Origin of the sequence: Aeromonas sp. QDB03 (assembly GCF_027707985.1) — a bacterium.
In the GTDB taxonomy this organism is placed as follows: Bacteria; Pseudomonadota; Gammaproteobacteria; order Enterobacterales; family Aeromonadaceae; genus Aeromonas; species Aeromonas hydrophila.
Genome location: NZ_JAPCJG010000004.1, coordinates 365,460 through 383,997, shown reverse-complemented (window position 1 = coordinate 383,997; position 18,538 = coordinate 365,460). Strand labels below are relative to the sequence as shown.

At 55.5% G+C, this 18,538-nt stretch carries 16 protein-coding genes and 2 tRNA genes; 12 read left to right on the top strand and 6 right to left on the bottom strand.

What is annotated here, in order from left to right; genetic code table 11:
- Window positions 1-21 precede the first annotated feature (21 nt).
- Together PG900_RS13150 and PG900_RS13145 are read left to right on the top strand one after the other, a co-directional pair.
- Window positions 22-95 (top strand) — tRNA-Gly (locus PG900_RS13150).
- Between the two features lie 94 nt (window positions 96-189).
- Window positions 190-264, top strand: a tRNA-Gly gene (locus PG900_RS13145).
- Between the two features lie 146 nt (window positions 265-410).
- On the opposite strand, the gene arcA is transcribed toward PG900_RS13145, so the two are convergent.
- Complete coding sequence (gene arcA / locus PG900_RS13140; protein WP_011706824.1) at window positions 411-1,130, bottom strand: two-component system response regulator ArcA; 720 nt, start codon at window positions 1,128-1,130, stop codon at window positions 411-413.
- Between the two features lie 376 nt (window positions 1,131-1,506).
- Between arcA and PG900_RS13135 the strand changes: the two genes are divergently transcribed.
- Window positions 1,507-1,923 carry a DUF3293 domain-containing protein gene (locus PG900_RS13135; RefSeq protein ID WP_270831586.1) on the top strand — a complete coding sequence of 139 codons (417 nt, stop codon included), beginning with the start codon at window positions 1,507-1,509 and terminating at the stop codon, window positions 1,921-1,923.
- A gap of 42 nt (window positions 1,924-1,965) precedes the next feature.
- Window positions 1,966-2,445, top strand: coding sequence for a putative 4-hydroxy-4-methyl-2-oxoglutarate aldolase (locus PG900_RS13130; protein WP_016351502.1), 480 nt, complete (start codon window positions 1,966-1,968; stop codon window positions 2,443-2,445).
- A gap of 5 nt (window positions 2,446-2,450) precedes the next feature.
- Here PG900_RS13130 and PG900_RS13125 read toward each other — a convergent pair whose 3' ends face one another.
- A complete protein-coding gene (locus PG900_RS13125) occupies window positions 2,451-2,927 on the bottom strand; it encodes a hypothetical protein (RefSeq protein WP_270831585.1) in 477 nt (158 codons plus the stop codon).
- 172 nt (window positions 2,928-3,099) lie between these two features.
- Here PG900_RS13125 and PG900_RS13120 point away from each other — a divergent pair, with 172 nt between their 5' ends.
- Entirely contained in the window at window positions 3,100-3,498 is a 399-nt protein-coding gene (locus PG900_RS13120) for an META domain-containing protein (protein WP_024943684.1), read from the top strand.
- Between the two features lie 115 nt (window positions 3,499-3,613).
- Here PG900_RS13120 and aceK read toward each other — a convergent pair whose 3' ends face one another.
- Window positions 3,614-5,341, bottom strand: a complete 1,728-nt coding sequence (gene aceK, locus PG900_RS13115) for a bifunctional isocitrate dehydrogenase kinase/phosphatase (protein WP_024943685.1) — start codon at window positions 5,339-5,341, stop codon at window positions 3,614-3,616.
- A gap of 195 nt (window positions 5,342-5,536) precedes the next feature.
- Between aceK and PG900_RS13110 the strand changes: the two genes are divergently transcribed.
- From PG900_RS13110 to PG900_RS13085, 6 genes are all read left to right on the top strand, one after another.
- Complete coding sequence (locus PG900_RS13110; protein ID WP_270800417.1) at window positions 5,537-6,229, top strand: tRNA/rRNA methyltransferase; 693 nt, start codon at window positions 5,537-5,539, stop codon at window positions 6,227-6,229.
- Window positions 6,230-6,489: 260 nt separating this feature from the next.
- Window positions 6,490-8,949, top strand: a complete 2,460-nt coding sequence (gene thrA, locus PG900_RS13105; RefSeq protein ID WP_270800415.1) for a bifunctional aspartate kinase/homoserine dehydrogenase I — start codon at window positions 6,490-6,492, stop codon at window positions 8,947-8,949.
- Window positions 8,950-8,951: 2 nt separating this feature from the next.
- On the top strand, window positions 8,952-9,932 hold the full coding sequence (thrB, locus tag PG900_RS13100; protein WP_024943687.1) for a homoserine kinase: 981 nt from the start codon (window positions 8,952-8,954) through the stop codon (window positions 9,930-9,932).
- Window positions 9,929-11,203: a threonine synthase gene (gene thrC, locus PG900_RS13095; RefSeq protein WP_270831584.1), complete on the top strand. Its 1,275-nt coding sequence runs from the start codon at window positions 9,929-9,931 to the stop codon at window positions 11,201-11,203. The genes thrB and thrC overlap by 4 nt, the downstream gene beginning before the upstream one ends.
- Before the next feature lie 94 nt (window positions 11,204-11,297).
- Window positions 11,298-11,714, top strand: coding sequence for a YybH family protein (locus tag PG900_RS13090; protein WP_270831583.1), 417 nt, complete (start codon window positions 11,298-11,300; stop codon window positions 11,712-11,714).
- Window positions 11,715-12,036: 322 nt separating this feature from the next.
- On the top strand, window positions 12,037-12,285 hold the full coding sequence (locus PG900_RS13085; RefSeq protein ID WP_252375641.1) for a hypothetical protein: 249 nt from the start codon (window positions 12,037-12,039) through the stop codon (window positions 12,283-12,285).
- Between the two features lie 107 nt (window positions 12,286-12,392).
- On the opposite strand, the gene PG900_RS13080 is transcribed toward PG900_RS13085, so the two are convergent.
- Window positions 12,393-13,295: a hypothetical protein gene (locus PG900_RS13080; protein WP_270831582.1), complete on the bottom strand. Its 903-nt coding sequence runs from the start codon at window positions 13,293-13,295 to the stop codon at window positions 12,393-12,395.
- A 407-nt stretch (window positions 13,296-13,702) separates the two neighbouring features.
- Between PG900_RS13080 and PG900_RS13075 the strand changes: the two genes are divergently transcribed.
- Window positions 13,703-15,274 carry an ATP-binding cassette domain-containing protein gene (locus PG900_RS13075; RefSeq protein WP_270831581.1) on the top strand — a complete coding sequence of 524 codons (1,572 nt, stop codon included), beginning with the start codon at window positions 13,703-13,705 and terminating at the stop codon, window positions 15,272-15,274.
- A 146-nt stretch (window positions 15,275-15,420) separates the two neighbouring features.
- Here PG900_RS13075 and PG900_RS13070 read toward each other — a convergent pair whose 3' ends face one another.
- Window positions 15,421-16,215 carry a hypothetical protein gene (locus tag PG900_RS13070; RefSeq protein ID WP_270831580.1) on the bottom strand — a complete coding sequence of 265 codons (795 nt, stop codon included), beginning with the start codon at window positions 16,213-16,215 and terminating at the stop codon, window positions 15,421-15,423.
- Window positions 16,216-16,388: 173 nt separating this feature from the next.
- Window positions 16,389-18,239 carry an HD domain-containing protein gene (locus tag PG900_RS13065; RefSeq protein ID WP_270831579.1) on the bottom strand — a complete coding sequence of 617 codons (1,851 nt, stop codon included), beginning with the start codon at window positions 18,237-18,239 and terminating at the stop codon, window positions 16,389-16,391.
- Between the last annotated feature and the right edge of the window lie 299 nt (window positions 18,240-18,538).

The window sequence follows — 18,538 nt, the reverse complement described above, 5'->3', positions numbered from 1 at the left end:
GCATATAGTAGAGGCCCTGACGCGGGTGTAGTTCAATGGTAGAACGGTAGCTTCCCAAGCTGCATACGTGGGTTCGATTCCCATCACCCGCTCCAAATTCCAGATAACGGTCAAGGCCGTTGTCACCTCAGCCGAAACGGCTGTCTGTCGTGGGGTTTCCCCATCACACCAAGCAAGTTTTGATGCCAGGCGGGCATTGTATAATGGCTATTACCTCAGCCTTCCAAGCTGATGATGCGGGTTCGATTCCCGCTGCCCGCTCCAGCCTTCATGCAAAAAGCCCACTCCTGCGAGTGGGCTTTTTGTTGTCTGTTTTTTGATGCCGGCGATAGTGCCAGATCTGCCACCCTGAAAGGCGCAGAAATGGAAAAGGCGCCATCGGCGCCTTTTCAACTCGAGAGGAGGGAGGATTACTCCTGCTCCAGCTCACCGCAGAAGCGATAGCCTTCGCCGTGGATGGTGGCGATGATCTCGGGGGTGTCGTTGACGCTCTCGAAGTGCTTGCGGATGCGGCGGATGGTGACATCCACGGTACGGTCGTGGGGCTTGAGCTCACGGCCGGTCATCTTCTTGAGCAGCTCAGCGCGGGTCTGGATCTGGCCCGGGTTTTCGCAGAAGTGCAGCATGGCGCGGAACTCGGAGCGCGGCAGCTTGAACATGTCGCCAGCCGGGCTGACCAGGGCGCGGCTGTTGATGTCCAATGCCCAGCCGTTGAACAGGTAACGCTCCACCAGCTTCTTCTCTTCGCCACCGGCGGCCACGTTCATGGTGCGGCTCAGCAGGTTGCGGGCACGGATGGTCAGCTCACGGGGGTTGAACGGCTTGGTGATGTAATCGTCGGCACCGATCTCCAGACCCAGGATCTTGTCCACTTCGTTGTCGCGACCGGTCAGGAACATCAGGGCGATGTTGTCGTCCTCACGCAGCTCGCGTGCCAGCAGCAGGCCATTCTTGCCCGGCAGGTTGATGTCCATGATCACCAGATTGATGGTGTGGGAAGTCAGAGCCTGATGCATCTCGTCGCCATTGTTGGCTTCGAGCACGATATAGCCCTCTGCCTCGAAGATGCTTTTCAGAGTATTGCGAGTGACCAGTTCGTCTTCGACGATCAGAATGTGTGGTGTTTGCATGAGTATTCCCAGATTCTTATCAGTTAGTTATCTAAATTTTAACACTCTTTGGCGTTACCCGACCGGTCCTGAAAATTTATTACGTCATCCTGGGTATGAATGTCAGGTCGGATTATCGCGAATTTGGCATCAGCGTTGGCAAACATCCCTGTGCCACACATAGGCTCTCAATAAGTCTGATCGAGAGAAGCCTGGAAAGGTAGTCCATTACAAAAGTGGCTGCATTTTATCAGTTAACAGGCGCATAACAACACTCTTTGCCGTCAGATAGCAACTTTTTAACTCTGGTTTGATATAGGTCAAACCCTGAGTTCACAGCATGATACTTGGGGTTGCCCCCATTTTCGCCCCTATAAAATGTAATGGAATGTAACATGTGGTTGACATGAATTTGTGGGAAAACTACAGAAAAATCTGCTTTATTGCACCCTTTTCGGCGCCGAAATGGCCTGCCTACGCCATTGTGACGGCCTGGAATCCTGCCAGTCGCCAGCTGGGAATGCGTCGCAATACCCGCCATCAGCGGGCCCTGTGGCGGGCCATTGCGGCGGTTCCTCGCTGGCAGGTGATGGGGTCTTGTCGGGGCAGTTCGCTGGATGAAAGCTGGCAGGAGTCGTCGCTGCTGCTGGCCTCCACGCGCAGCGAGGCTATCCGGCTGGCGGCCCGCTTTGGCCAGAATGCCATCTACTGGGTGGAACAGGGGGAACTGTGGCTGCTGCCGGTGTTGCTGGCGGGAGAGCCACACCATCTGGGCAAAATTGAATCCCACTGGATTGTCAGGGGCTCTGCTTGATGAAAGAATGAGCGAATTCATGTCCATGGAAGGAGACTTATGATGCTGGATCTACTGCCCGATCTCTGTGACGAGTACGGCGATGCCCTGCAGGTGGCGGAGCCGCTGTTTCAAGATTTTGGTGGCAAGGCGCTGTTTCACGGCCAGGCAGTCACCCTTTCTTGTTACGAGGACAACAGCCTGGTGCGGGAGCTGGTCAACCGGCCCGGGCAGGGGCGGGTGATGGTGATCGATGGCGGTGGCTCCCTGCGCCGCGCCCTGCTCGGCGATCAACTGGCGATCAAGGCGGCGGAGCAGGGTTGGGAAGGCATCGTGATCTACGGCGCAGTGCGCGACGTGGGCACGCTGGCGACACTGGCGCTGGGGGTCAAGGCATTGGCGCCCTGTCCGGTCAAAACCGAGAAGCGGGGACAAGGGGAACTGGATGCCGTGGTGTCGTTTGCCGGGGTGACCATACATCCGGGTGACTACGTTTACGCCGATCTCAACGGCGTGCTGGTGAGTGCCACCCGGCTGATCTGATCCCGCTAGAAGTTGAAGCCGATCCCGACGCTGAGGGATTGTTCGGTGCTAAAGGCGCTGACACCGTAGTTGGCAGTGATGGCCAGTTGCGGGGTCAACAGCAGGCTGGTGTTGAGCTCCAGCAGGGTGCTGGGCTTGTTCACTTCCAGCTGTTTGAGCTGGCTGCCGATGTTGAGCATGGGGGAGAGCTGATAGCGCACCCCCGAGCTCAGGTTGTAGCCGGATTGCTCGCTGCTGGGGCCGACGGCCGGGCCTGCTTCCATGTAGAGGCTGACGCCATCGTGCAGCGGATACTGATAGCCGGTATTGATGAGCCAGAGATCGAAACTGTCGTTGTGATGAGCCTGATTGTCGAGCAGCACGCCGGAGTAACTCTTGACGTAGAGCTGGCTGTTGGCGTCGTTCTTGAGGAAATCCCAGTCGGCGGCCTGGGTGGTAAGGCTGAGGCATGAGACGAGTGCGATGACGGATGATTTGACCATTCTTTTCCCCTCCCTGGGTCCGGAACAGGAATACAAGCATGGCACATGCCAGCTGGTAGTAAAGGGAACCTCGATCACAATAAAACAGTTTTGATTTGCTCCGCTCTCATGATACACAGGCCCCCATCACCATGTTTCTTCCCCTATTTTGCTGATATCAAGAGGTGAACCCATGAACAAAAAACTGACTCTGCTGGCCGTACTGGCCCTGGGAGGCTGCGCCATGGCAACTGGTTCCAAGCTGACGCAACTGCAAGCTTCCACCTGGCAACTGCAAGGGGCGAGCGGCGACACCTTTACCCTGCAAGTTGCCGGTGACAAGGTGGCGGGCAAGGGCGGCTGCAACCGCTATTTCGGCGCCATCACCCAGCAGGGTGACGGTGTGCTGGCGCTGGGCCCCATGGGTTCGACCCGCATGATGTGCATGGGCGATCTGGCCGGCAAGGAGATGCTCTATCTGCAGAAGCTGGAGAAAGTGGCGAGCTTCCAGATCAGCGGTCAGCAGCTGGTATTGAGCGACGCCAACAAGGCGGCGCTGCTTACCTTCGACGCCATGCCTGCCGCCAAGTAACTGACGGTTTTGTCAGGGACTGTCGTAGCGCGAGCTGACAGCTCAACGCAAAAGGGACGCCTCGGCGTCCCTTTTGCTATTTGCACTCCCTTTTGCAACTGGGCTCCCGGATAGGCTAGCCCCCCCGCTGAAACTTGAAGCGCTTCTTGCGCCGGTAGGGATAGACATCCTCGAATACCCCCTCCTTGATGTTGCTCTGCAGCATCTTCCAGTAGTTGGCATCGAACAGCTCCTTGTGCAGCTGCATCATGATGTCGCGCACCTGGGGTTTTTGCAGCAAAAAGGTGGCGAACTCCTCGGGGAAGATGTCGTTGGGGGCGACTGAATACCAGGGTTCTGCGCTCCATTCGTCCTCGGGGTAACGGGGCGGCGGGATCTGGCGGAAGTTGCACTCCGTCATGTAGCAGATCTCGTCGTAGTCGTAGAACACCACCCGTCCGTGGCGGGTGACGCCGAAGTTCTTGAACAGCATATCGCCCGGGAAGATGTTGGCCGCCGCCAGCTGCTTGATGGCGTTGCCATACTCCTCCAGCGCGAGCCGGGTCTGCTGCTCGTCCGCCTTGTCCAGATAGAGGTTGAGCGGGATCATCTTGCGCTCGGTGTAGAGGTGCTTGATCACCAGCTTGTCGTCGGTGAGGGTCAACGCAGACGGGGCCACCGTCTTGAGCTCGGCCAACAGCTCCGGCGAGATGCGATCGAGGGGAAACTCGAAGTTGGTGAACTCCTGGGTATCGGCCATGCGGCCAACCCGGTCGTGCTGTTTTACCAGCCGGTATTTCGCCTTCACCTGCTCGTGGCTCACATCCTTGGGCGGCGTGAACTCGTCTTTGATCACCTTGAACACCACGTCATAGGAGGGGAGGGTAAACACGCTCATCACCATCCCCTTGATGCCGGGGGCGATGACGAACTGCTCCCGGCTCTGGGCCAGGTGCTGCTGATAGTGGCGATAGAGCTCGGTCTTGCCGTGCTTCTGGCAACCGATGGCGTTGTAGATCTCGTAGTCCGGCTTGTGGGGCATGATCTGGCGCAGGAACAGCACGAACAGCGCCGGCACGGGGGCATAGACCATGAAGTAGGCGCGGGCGAAGCCGAACACGATGGAGGCCAGCTCAGGCTCGAAGATGACGGTGTCCACATAGATGCTCTGACCGGTGCTGAGCAGCGGCAGGATGAAGGGGAAGACCTGCCCCTTGACCCGGATCAGCCCCACCAGATAGGCCCCCTTGTTGCGGTAGAACACCTCCTTGAGGAGCTCGATGGCGAACGGCTCATCGTGCAGGATGGCCGGCCCGTTCTCGGCAAGATGGCGCTGGATGTCGACAATATCCCGCTGTTTGTCCTCATAGGGCAGGGTAAAGCTGTAATCCCCCAGCAGCTGGCTCAGGGTCTGCGGCAGGTGGGCGAGGTCGGTGCGATAGATGCGCAGCAGGGCGCTCAGGTCGGGGTGTTCTCCCCGGCTGCGAAATGGATGGATGTAGAGGTTCTCGTCGCGAATGTTGCGATGGCGGAAGATGCGGCGATAGACGGAGTTGAAGAAGGACTCCGCCACCTCGAAGTTCTCGCACTTGGGCAGCAGATCGCTGAACGCCCCCTTCACCTGCTTGAGCAGGGCCTGGCTTGGCAGGGTTGCCCCCATCATCTGCTTGATCAGCGCCGTGGTGGCGCCGACGTGATGATCATAAAGGCGAATGCGCTCGCGCCCGGCGAGCTGCACCCCCAGCCAGTCGCTGTTCTCGAAGCGACTCTTGCTGCCCTGGGTGATTTCGAGAAACCGGCTGTAAAACGACTCGAAGCGTTGCAGAATCGTCTCGGCGACGGCCTGTTCCAATGGCTGCTGCATCTCTCTCTTCCTTGTGATCTGTCGGGCCGATGGCGCCTGGGATTGGCTGCAATTTGTTCACATTCCCGGCCACTATGGCAACATTCAAACGTCTGTTCAAGTGGCAATTTCCGGGTGAAAACGGTAGATTGCGCCCCTGTTTTGCCGATATTCCGCTGTTGTTTGCGCGTTCGGCCCTGCCCAGGAGAAAACCCGATGAAACTCTATTTTGTGCTGGTGGCCCCCGCCCGCCCGGCCAACGTGGGCGCTGCCGCCCGCGCCATGAAAACCATGGGCTTTGATGCCATGCGACTGGTGGCAAGCCGGGTGCACGAAGAGGAGGAGGCGAGCTGGGTGGCCCATGGTGCGCAGGAGGTCCTGACCCAGGCCGAGGCGTTCGACACCCTGGAAGAGGCGCTGGCCGACATGGAGCTGGTGGTGGCTACCACTGCCCGCCAGCGCGGCCGTTATCAGCACTACCTCACTCCGGCCGAGATCCGCGACCAGATCAAGGCCAAGCCATCGCTGGACAAGGTCGCCATCGTGTTTGGCTGCGAGGAGTCGGGGCTCTCCAACGAGCAGCTGGCCCAGGTCGACCTCATCAGCTATCTGCCGCTCAAGGTGAGCTACCCGTCCCTGAACTTGGGACAGGCGATCATGCTGTACGCCTACGAGTTGAGCCAGTTGCTCGATGAGCCCGAGGTGCTAGCAGAAAATGTTGATAACGCCGGACAGGTTCGGGTGCTGAAAAGCAAAACAGCAGAAATTCTCGGTGAACTCGGAGTTTCGCAGGATGAAAAACTGCATCAATGGGTGATGGACCGAGTGCCCATGCTGCCGCAGCGGGATTTGAATATGCTCCACCTGCTCTGCAAAGACCTTGCCCGCAAACTTGGCAAAGAGGTTTAGGTTGACAGCCCTGCGCCCGGCGCGGTATTGCTAAAAGCCAGCTTCGTTCAAGAGTGTTCGTCATGCAGTTATTCACCAACGTCATCACCACCACCATTATTACCGGTACCACCACAGGTGGCACTGGGGCCGGTTGATGCGCTGACGAACAAGCACAGAAATCAGAAAAGGCCCGTACCCACCCAGTACGGGCCTTTTTGTTGGATGATTTTCAGAACCATTTTCGGGCAAATTTGCAAGGATCACAGGGAGAGAAAGCGATGAGAGTGTTGAAGTTTGGCGGGTCGTCACTGGCCGATGCAGAGCGTTTTTTACGGGTCGCCGATATCGCGGTGAATACCCACGGCCAATCCCAGGTTGCCCTGGTGCTGTCGGCACCGGCCAAGGTGACCAACCACCTGGTGGCTCTGGTGGAGCAGACCAGCCGCGGCATGGATGCCAGCAGCACATTGTTCGAGATCAACGGTATCTTCTCCCGCCTGCTGGCTGGCTTGAAGGCAGCCTATCCGGCGCTGGATGACAAGGCGCTGCAGTCTCGTCTCACCAGCGAACTGGATCAGGTGGAGCGGCTGATGCAGGGCATCCGTCTACTGGGGCTCTGCCCGGACAACGTGCAGGCCCGCATCCTGAGCCGGGGCGAGAATCTCTCCATCGCCTTCATGCTCGAGCTGCTGCGGGTGCGTGGCCTCGAGCTGGACATCATAGTGCCGGAGCAGCTGCTGGTGACCGACGGCGGTTATCTGGAGGCTCACGTCGACATCGAAGCCTCCCGCCTGCGCTTCGCCGCCAAGGGCCTGCGCTCCGATTGCCTCTACCTGATGCCGGGCTTCACCGGTGGCAGCGACAAGGGGGAAACCGTGCTGCTGGGTCGTAACGGGTCGGATTACTCCGCCGCCGTGCTGGCCGCCTGCGTCGATGCCGAGTGCTGCGAGATCTGGACCGATGTCGAGGGCTGCTACAACTGCGACCCGCGCCTGGTGCCGGACGCCTATCTGCTGAAAACCCTCTCCTACAAGGAGGCGATGGAGCTCTCCTACTTCGGTGCCAAGGTACTGCACCCGAAAACCATCGCGCCGGTGGCCCAGTTCCACATCCCCTGCCTCATCAAGAACAGCTTCAACCCGCAGGGGCCGGGCACCTTGATTGGTGTCGAGCAGGGGGATGACGACCTGAAGGTGAAGGCCATTTCAGATCTCTCCGGCATGTGCATGTTCAACGTCTCCGGCCCTGGCATGAAGGGCATGGTGGGCATGGCCGGCCGCATCTTCTCCGCCGTCTCCCGCGCCGGGGTCAGCATCGTCCTCATCACCCAGTCATCCTCCGAGTACAGCGTCAGCTTCTGTATCCACAGCTATGACTGCGACAAGACCCGCAAGGTGCTGGAGCGCGAGTTCGAGCTCGAATTCAAGAACCAGCTGCTGGATCCGCTCGAGATCATGCAGGATCTGGCGATCATCTCCCTCATCGGTGACGGCATGCGTACCAGCAAGGGGATGGCGGCCCGCTTCTTCACCTCGCTGGCACAAGCCTCCATCAACATAGTCGCCATCGCCCAGGGCTCGAGCGAGCGCTCCATCTCTGCGGTGGTGCGGGATCGCAAGGTGGCCGAAGCCATCAAGGCCTGCCACCAGAACTTCTTCGGCAGCCAGCAGTTCATCGACTTGTTCGTGGTCGGCGTTGGCGGTGTCGGCGCGGCCCTGGTGGATCAGATTGCTCGCCAACAGCCGGTATTGGCCGAGCAGGGCACCGGCCTGCGGGTAGTGGGCATTGCCAACAGCCGTCAGATGGCGGTCAACAAGGATGGGCTGAACCTCGCCAACTGGCGTGAACAGCTGGTGGAGGCCCGTGACAGCTTCAGCCTGGAAGCGGTGCAAAAGCTGGTGGAAGAGAGTCACCTCATCAACCCGGTGATCGTCGATTGCACCTCCAGCGAGGCCATCGCCGTGCAGTATGCCGACTTCCTCGCCGCCGGTTTCCACGTGGTCACCCCGAACAAGAAAGCCAACACCGGGTCGCTGGATTACTACAAGGCGCTGCGCCGCACCGCCCGCCAGACTCGCCGCAAGTTCTTGTATGAAACCAACGTGGGCGCCGGCCTGCCGGTCATCGAGAACCTGCAGAACCTCATCAAGGCCGGCGACAAGCTGCGCGCCTTCGACGGCGTGCTGTCCGGTTCGCTCTCCTTTATCTTTGGCAAGCTGGACGAAGGGATGGCCTTCTCCGATGCCACCAAGATTGCCCGCAGCAACGGCTTTACCGAGCCGGATCCGCGCGACGATCTCAACGGCATGGATGTGGCCCGCAAGCTGCTGATCCTGGCCCGCGAGGCCGGCATGGCGCTGGAGCTCTCCGATGTGGAAGTGGAGCAGGCGCTGCCGCCGGGCTTTGATGTGAGCGGCGACGTGGAAGCCTTTATGGCCCGCCTGCCGGAGGCTGACGGCTGGTTCCGCGACCAGTTCGCGGCGGCCCAGCGTGACGGCAAGGTGCTGCGCTACGTGGGTTCCATCGAGGGGGGCAAGTGCAAGGTCGCCATCAAGGCGGTCGGCGCCGACGAGCCGCTGTTCAAGGTCAAAGACGGGGAAAACGCGCTCGCCTTCTTCTCTACCTACTACCAGCCGATCCCGCTGGTGCTGCGCGGCTATGGCGCCGGTACCGAAGTGACCGCCGCGGGCGTCTTTGCCGACGTGCTGCGCACCCAGAACTGGAAGCAGGAGTTGTAAGCATGAGTTCAGACATGTACCAGAGCGGCAGCGTGGTCGCCTATGCCCCCGCCTCCAGCGCCAACCTGAGCGTGGGATTCGATGTACTGGGGGCAGCGCTCGCCCCCGTGGATGGCTCTCTGCTCGGGGATCGGGTCCAGGTCAAGGCAGCCGATGTACCGTTTGCCCTCTCTTCCGTGGGCCGATACGCCCACAAGTTGCCGGCTGACCCGAAAAAGAACATCCTCCATGACTGCTGGCTCGCTTATGGCGAGGCGCTGGAGAAGCGGGGCCTTGGGCTCAAGCCGCTCGAAATGGTGCTGGAGAAGAACCTGCCGGTGGGCTCGGGTCTGGGTTCCAGCGCCTGCAGCGTGGTGGCGGCACTGGAAGGCCTTAACGCCTTTCACGGCGCCCCCCTCAATGAACACGACCTGCTGCTGCTGATGGGGGAGATGGAAGGCAAGATCTCCGGCTCCGTCCACTACGACAACGTCGCCCCCTGCTATCTGGGCGGCATGCAGCTGGTGCTGGAAGAGCACGGCGTCATCAGCCAGGGCATTCCGGTGTTTGAGCAGTGGTACTGGGTGGTCTGCTATCCGGGCACAGTGGTCTCCACCGCCGCTGCCCGCGCCATTTTGCCGGCCCAGTATCGCCGGCAGGATTGCCTCACCTATGGCCGCCGGCTGGCCGCCTTCGTGCACGCCAGCTACACCGGGCAGGAGGGGCTGGCGGCGAGCGTATTGAAAGACGTGATTGCCGAGCCCTACCGCGCGGCGCTGATTGAAGGCTTTGCCGAAGTGCGTGCCCAGGCCGCCCAGAACGGGGCGCTGGCCACCGGTATCTCGGGCTCCGGTCCCAGCGTGTTCGTGGTGATGAAGGATCTGGCCCAGGCCGAGCGGATGAAAGATTGGATGGACGCACATTTCGTGCAGAACGAAGATGGATTTGCCCGGGTTTGCAAACTCGACATGGCCGGGGCACGGGTAACAGGAAGCGAGCTATGAATCTTTACAATATCAAGGACAAGAGTGAACAGGTGAGCTTCGCCCAGGCGGTGCGTCAGGGTCTGGGCCGCGAACAGGGTCTGTTCTTCCCCGAACAGCTCGAGCCGCTGGCCGATGTGGATGCCCTGCTGGAGCTGCCGCTGGTGGAGCGTTCCGCCCGCATCCTCAGCCACCTGCTGGGGGACGAAGTGCCCGCGCCTCAGGTACATGAACTGGTCAAGGCCGCCTTCACCTTCCCTGCGCCGCTGGTGAAACTCAAAGATGGTACCTATGCCCTCGAACTGTTCCACGGCCCGACCCTGGCGTTCAAGGACTTTGGTGGCCGCTTTATGGCCCAGTGCCTGGCGGCGTTCCGTACCAACGACAAGATCACCATCCTCACCGCCACCTCGGGCGACACCGGCGCCGCCGTAGCCCACGCCTTCTACGGGCTGGAGGGGATCGAGGTGGTGATCCTCTATCCGAAGGGCAAGATAAGCCCGCTGCAGGAGGCGCTGTTCTGCACCTTAGGGGGCAACATCCGCACCATCGCCATCGACGGCGACTTCGATGCCTGCCAGGCGCTGGTGAAGCAGTCCTTCGACGATGAGGAGCTGAAAAAGGCCATTGGCCTGAACTCCGCCAACTCCATCAACATCAGCCGCTTGCTGGCCCAGGTTTGCTACTACTTCGAGGCGCTGGCCCAGTTGCCGAAAGCCGATCGCGCCAAGGCGGTCATCAGCGTGCCGTCCGGCAACTTTGGCAACCTCACCGCGGGTCTTATCGCTAAGGCGCTGGGGCTGCCGGTGAAGCGCTTTATCGCCGCCACCAATGCCAACGATACCGTGCCGCGCTACCTGAAAACCGGTCAGTGGGATCCGCACCAGACGGTGGCAACCTTGTCGAATGCCATGGATGTGAGCCGCCCCAACAACTGGCCTAGGGTAGAGGAGCTGTGCCGTCGCAACGGCTGGGCGCTGGAGACCTTGGGCTCTGGCATGCGCAGTGATGCCGAAACCCGCGCAGCCCTCAAACGCCTGCATGAGCTGGATTACCTGTGCGAACCCCACGGCGCCATTGCCTGGGATCTGCTGGGCGAACAGCTGGCCGAGGACGAAGTGGGGGTGTTCCTCTGCACCGCTCATCCGGCCAAGTTCAAGGAGTCGGTGGACGAGATCCTGGGGCTGGACGTGCCGCTGCCAGGTCCGCTCGCCAAGCACGCCGTGCTGCCGCTCTTGTCCCACAACCTGCCGGCGGAGTTTGCCCCGCTAAGAGCCTTCCTGCTCGGTTAAGTTGAAAGCTAATCCCCCGAGCTCGGGGGATTTTTCTATCCGTTGTTTTCTATCCATGACAGGGCGGGCAGGCCGCCCCCTATAAGGAGTGAAGATGAATCAGCATCCCCTTCGAACTCTCATCGAGACCTGCGATGCCGCCATCTCCCGGCGCGATTTCGACGCCCTGATGGCCTTCTATGCCGAGGACGCTGCCCTAGTGGTCAAGCCCGGCATGGTGGTGCGCGGCATTCCCGCCATCCGCCGCGCCTTCACTGCCATCTCGGATTACTTTCAGGGGCAGCTCAAGGTGGAACAGGGCGCCATGGAGGTGATCGAGGGGGCCGACAATGCGCTGGTGATCATGGAGACCCGGCTCAATTACCCGGATGGCCAGGGGGGCCTGACTGATGAAACCCGCCGCGCCACCTATGTGTTTCGCAAAGAAGCCGATGGGCAGTGGCGCTGCACCATAGACAACTCCTATGGCACTGCGTTGCTGGCAGCGGTGGGCCCCGCGCCTTCTGCCTGAACGCTCCTTGGGGCTATCCCAGAGTGGGGGCTACTACAAGCCCCCGAATGGCAGGCAATCAATAAACTGCTGATATAGAAACACTTATTAGACATTGCTGTGGTGCGGCACCGATTTGATGCAGGTTTTCCCCGCCATCATTGCGGCGCGCAGAAGAATAAAAAACATGGGAAAAAGCCGGTAATGGAGAGTCCCTTGACCAGCCGGTCGGTGGCTGTTAATCAGGGTGCTGCATGAAGCCATCATGGACGAACAAGGCCGAAACTCCTTTCCGGGGGCGCGGCCGATGGCTGGATAATAACGAATCAGGGAGCAAACCATCATGTGGCCGTATCGAAAAATAGTGACTCAGTCCCTCACCACCCCTCTGGTGATCGCCAGGATCATTTTCTACTTCGCCTTGCTCATGCTGCTGCCGCTGCCTTTCATGGTGACGTCAGACTCTTTTTGGGTGGTAAGTGGACGTGTTTATTACCTCATGTTCTCGCTGCCCATTGCCATGGTGCTAATGCTCGTCTCTAGCCTGATAGCCATCATGATCGCGAAAGTGGAAGCGCTGAATAACCGCTGATGGTGAGAAGCCCGTCCTTGCGCCGCTGGCGCAGACAGTGACTCACCAAACAGAAAACAAAAATCCCCCGAGCGCGGGGGATTTTTATTGCTTCGATAACGGGCTGCTTAATTGGCTTTGCCAATCACCTGAGGGCTCGCTTCGCAGAAGTCGTAACCGTCGCAGTACTGCACCTGATAGACATATTCCTTGCTGGGGATCAGAGGATTCTGGTCGCCATTGATGTCGATATAGCGGTCGTCGTTGATGCCGAGTTTGGCCAGTTCGACAAATTTCTGATCTTGCGGCTTGTCGAGTTTCTCGGCACGGGAGATGCGGGTGTATTTATGCTGACGGGTCGTGATGGCGCTGTTGTCGGCATTGCTCCAGGCGAGCTGGACTTCGCTGACCAGATCATTGCTGGCCTTGATCCCGGCAGGCTGGTTGAATCTTGGGTACTGCACCTTGATGGTGGAGCTGGTGATGCGCAGTCTCAGGCTGGTCAATGGCTCGAAGGAAGCAATATTGCTGCCGCACAGCGAGAGATATTTCGGCATCGCCTTGTCATATTTCGGCTGATCCTGTCCGTCGTAGAAATGCATCGAGAGCTGGGTATCGCCACTGGAGTAAGAGGTCGCCCGTTCGATATTCTTGCGCTGGGACAACATGAAGTTGTCGGGTGATCTACCGGCCCCGACGGAGAGGGTCATAAAGGTATAAGAGTCGCTGGTGGAGGGCCGATAGAGATTATTGGTGCCCCGCAGGAAGTAGCTGCGATATTTCGGGTCGGAATACATGTAAGAGTAGAGATCCATGGTACCGGCAGAGGCACCTCCCTCCGCATTGACGCCAGTGTCATTGAAGTTGTGTCCGAACAGCAGGGTCGCGCCTTGCGGGGTATTGAGGCGATACATCTGGCAGCCATCGATGATCCGCTGGTACTCCAGTGTGGCGAAGTGGTGGGCAATGGTCTGTTCGGCCATGGCAGGTGCGGCCAGCATGGTGAGAGCGGCGAAGAAAGCGCGTTTCATATAATCGAATCCCGAATAAAAAAAGAGTGCACATTCTAGATCATGTCATCCGTTAGTTGTGCTTCATATGGGTATTGAACTATCTCCCTTGAGGTGGTTTTCGTACGAGCCTTTATGGCAGCCGGGATTGGCCGACAACAGGATCTGATCCAGATGATGTGTGTTGACCTGCCCGCATACGTCGGGTTAGCCTTTTGGCTCCTTTGACATATGAGTACTTCCTCCGATGCGCATTTAACCTGTCGGCACCCCGCTTTTGATTCCTCTCCCGCCAGGGAGATCTGGTGCGTCTTACCGTGACAGGTTGATGCTGATTCCTCTGCTGTTTTCCCATTTGTGGACACGTGTCCCTGTCATTTGGCTTGGCTCTTGGCCTGCGGCTCACGCATTGGCCCACAGGAGTTCAGATGACCCATATCGCGTGTCATATCAATGCCTTGCAGCTGCCCTTCGGCGCCTGCTCTGTGCCCCTTACCTTCACTTTGCCCGCTGCGGGCTGCACCCTGATCGGCCGCAACGGCATCGGCAAGAGCCTGCTGCTCGAACTGCTGGCGGGCCAGCGCCGCGCGGCTTCTGGCAAGATCGAGTGGTTGACCCCCATCAGCTGGTTGTCCCAGTTTGCGCCCGCTCAAATTCATGACGACGGAGCCAGCGTGTCCGACCTTATCGGCTGGGGCGAGCCACTGCGGGCCCTTGAGCGCATCGAACAGGGGAGCTGCGCCCTGGACGATTTCGAGCGGCTGGCTGATCGCTGGAACCTGCGCAGCGATCTTGCCGACCTGCTGGTAGAGGCGGGACTCAGACTCGATGCCCATACCCCGGTCAGCACCCTGAGCGGTGGCCAGCTCACCCGTTTGCGCCTGCTGGCGCTGTTTGCGAGATCTGCTCACTTTCTGCTGCTCGATGAACCTGACAACCATCTGGATGCCAGCGGCATCGAGTGGCTGAGCCAGCGATTGGCCAGCCACAGTGGTGGCTATCTGCTGGTAAGTCACGACCGGCGCCTGCTCAATCAGGCCAGCCAGATTCTGGAGCTGGGGGAGCAGGGGCTGCAGAGTGCCAGCCTCTCGTTTGAGGCATTTCTGGCGCAGCAGGCCGAGCTGCAGGCTGCCCGCAGCGCCCGGCTTGCGCAGGCGGAGCGCCGTGAAAAGGCGGCGGCGCGCAGCATGCAAAAGGTGCGCGAACAGGCGGCCAGACGGGCCAGCCAGGGGCGGCGTGAGCGCGGATCCCAGGCCAGGATCCTGCTCGATTTCAAAGCGGAACAGGCGGGCAAATCCCTTGGCAAGGTGCTGGATCGCCACGAGCGGGGCCACAGTGTCCAGGTGGAGGCGCGTGCCGAGGCGGCAGCCGCACTGGCGGCGGTGCAGCCGCTTGTCATGCAGTGGCCGGCAGAGAGCGATCGCAAGGGGGCGGCCCAGCCGCTGGTGATCACGGCAGCGCGCCACAGGCGCTGGCATGGTCAGCAGGTAGATCTGGTGCTTCAACGGGGCGAGCGCTGTCTCTTGGCCGGTTGCAACGGCAGCGGCAAGTCGAGCCTGCTGCAGATGCTGCGCGGTGAGCTGGCACCTGATGCGGGCAGCTTTCGCATCAATGGCCGGATGGCGTGTCTCGATCAGGGGCTCAGCCTGATTGCGCGAGACCTCAGCCCGCTGGCCAACCTGCTGGCAGCAGCACCGACGCTTTCCGAGAGCGACGCAAGAACCCGGCTGGCGGGCATCGCACTGCGCGGCGATCGTGCCCTGATGCCCTGCCATGGTCTGAGCGGTGGCGAGCGGCTAAAGCTGGGTCTCTTGATGGTGTTGGCGCAACAGCCCTACCTATTGCTGCTGGACGAGCCGGACAACCATCTGGATCACCCCTCGCGCCAGCTGCTTATTCAGGTGCTGGCCGACTATCCGGGCACCCTGCTGCTGGTCTCCCACGATCCCGAGTTTGTGGCTGGGGTAGGGGTTGAAAGGGAGTATTGGTTAGAGAAATAGGGGGTTAAATCGTGAGCCAGCCAAGGAATGGTTGGCTCAGAAAGGTGGGTATCCCTAGTTTTCCTGTTTGTGATGGTTAAGTGATATTATTAATTCAAATAATTAGTAGTGTTTTAGGGAGATGACAGCCTTAGTGTTATACATCTTTACATACCTTCCCATGCATCTACTAATTCACCTTCTGAGCCTATATGTATTGGGGTGAAAATAGCAAACAAAAATGAGTTTGGATTTGTATTTATTATTTCAACTCCTGCATTAAACATTGATTCGTCAAAGTCACCATTTGTCAGTAATATCCATTCATGATTTATGCTTCTGGCATTAATATTACTACCAATTGAATATTTCTCAGAGCTTCCTGATGGCTTATGATATTTATGAAGATCGAATTTTTTTATGAAAATTAAGGTGTTGGATTTTATGTCAATGTCTTTGATATAGGAGTAATCTCTCCAATTTACTACACTATGACCATATGATGAGTTTTGTTCGCTAGATTTCATGGAGAGTAAATTGTTAATTGCCATGGTGACAGTATCAGCATCTTTTATACACTCTAAATATACCATATATGACAGGTTATATTTTGATAGTATTTTAAACGATGTAGGATTAAATAATATACCTCTCTCTTGACTTGTTAGTGTAAAATCAACAAAGATGTTCGTTCCCTCAACTTTTTTGCTTATTACTGGATGTGGCATGTCCTTTGAAAATATGACTGGGTATAATTGTGAGTATCCGACATTTAAATTATTATCTAGACTTGATTTAATAAAGGTTGGATTAAATTTATAATTCAACAATGTTTTCTTTACTTCGAGAGAATATGAATGTATTACAGCAGTTCTTAGTTTGTTGTCTTCATAAAAACCATCATCAACAAGATCCTTCCTTGTCAAACCGAGCGGAACTAGACCATCATTATCTAATAGCATTATCTCAATTTTTGGAAGTCTTACTTGGTATATTTCAGTATTAATGAAGTAGCTTGGGGTTTTAGCTTTATGAACATATATACCATTGCAGTAAATGGCAGGTTTTGTGGGTTTAAATCGCCAGTAGAATCCCTCCAGTATAGAGTCCTCGATTGAGTTTCACTCGTCTAAGATTATTTTTTTGAGTATGGCTTATGATTTTCTATAGAGCTACGTTCTCCATCTACAATACACTCTATATTTATTTTTGGTGTGTCTAAAAAGAACCAGTTAGAACTAAGAGTGCTTATACTTTCATTAACAACTCCGCCATCTCCATAATATGATATATTAAAATCTAAATTGAATGATTTTGCTATGCACTCAAGCCTCTCACGATCTGATTTTATCTCGACACTCGTACCAATTGATGTCTTTGTTGTGAACAATAACTCTATATCAGTAGAGTCTAGTTTATATTTAAAATCAATGGCCCTTGAGTCTTCAGCAACATGTCTTGTTATTACTCTTATTTCATCTCCTACAAGGAACCCAGCAAGCATGCCAATACCGAATTTACCAGTCCTTGGTATAAATGAATGATCACCTTGTAAAAAGTGTGCCTTCCAGGCTTCAGATGTTCTATAGGATGCCCCGATCTTTAAAAAATAATCTTTTATAATTTTTACGTTCATGCCAATACCTTGATCACTTATAGTAAGAGTCAAAGTATCCAAGTTAATAGTTATGGATATTGAATATGGGATTTCTAATTTGCTTACATTACTTCCCATTTCAATGCTATATCTTTCATGGCATGCGTCAATGGCATTTTGAAGCAACTCTCTGATGCCTATTTGAGGTAGGTCACCATAAAGAGGTTTTATTAGGAGAGGGAATAGCTTTTGATTTTCAGATATTATTTTTAGTGTGTCGTGATGATATTTCTTATAATTATGTCTAACATATTCATCAGCGTTGTCGATATTTGATCTTATTCTTCTATAAATTATACCTAATCTTTTTAATGATGGGTAGCGGCTATAAACCTCTCCAGACACTGACCAAAAATCATCAATTTCTCTTTGTAATCCTAGTAAAAGATATTTGATGGAGTTTAACGTAATGGCATCTTCTGGAAATGCTTCAACAAATAGTAGTTCATCATCTGGATGAGAGTTGTTTGTTGATATTATAGCAAGGTGTTTTTTCCATTCTTTGATCGATATTGGACTACAAAAATTTTTTGTTTTAAATAAAATCTTCGGTGTTCTGTTTGCTTTGAATTGTATATAGTCAGCAATTCTTAAAACCCCCATTAAATATGTTGGGTGTGTATCTCTGTGTTCTCTTTTTTTACTATCGCCTAAGAGATCTGTAGCATGCCGAAGGCTATAGTTATGACTTCTTGCAATAAATCCAGAAAGCTGGTTTAGGTATGAAAATTCTTTAGAAAGTATATCTAAAGGTCCATCTTGAGTTGGAATACCTGAATTTGCGATCAACTGTGCTATTGTTGCATGATGAGTTCTGACGAAATCACCAATTAGTATTTTCTGATTGTCATTTAGTGATTTTTCATGTAGCTCAGGGAGCTTTACATGTCTAAATTCACCAAATAAACCATCCCAATCTGAATCAGTGAATCTTTTAACTTTTTGTTTGAATTCATCCCATTTAGTGTGCCATTCAACATCATCATCAAATCCCCACATGATTTTATTATATGTTTCATCGGTCAGAAGTGACCATAGCCCATCACGGTTAATGTGCATTGCACAATCATGAAGGAGGATTGATGTAGATAAAACATATATATCACTTGGTGTTAGTATTTCGTAGGATGCTGGTGATATTATTTCTGCAGCTGTTGTTAAAACGCAATTGACATGCGCTATACCATGGTCGGTATATTCAGGGAAGAAATCTAGACTGTTGTTACTCAACCAATCTGAAAAGTTACTATTATTGATGAGTAATGCACCCATTAACTTGTCATCTTTATCCATGATGGATTTAAATTTTTCCGGTATGATTATTTTCATCAAAAACCTTTTATTGTCTTACCTATTGGGTATAGAAAAAGTAGATGCAGCCTGCAAAATGTGGCATCGCTACACTTAGACACTGCCAAAAAACCACGCTACCGCCCCTGGATTACAGCTTCCAATGTGCTCGATTGACCAACGGGCGGGGCCCGGATGGTACTGTAGGCGCTGAATGACCAGCATATGCTCAAGCTTCATACGCAAACCAGTCAAAAAATGACGTAACTATCAGGAATATCTGCGTTTTATGCGCTGGCTCAAGAAATTGCTGTAGCGGGGGCCGGATTCCCATGGTC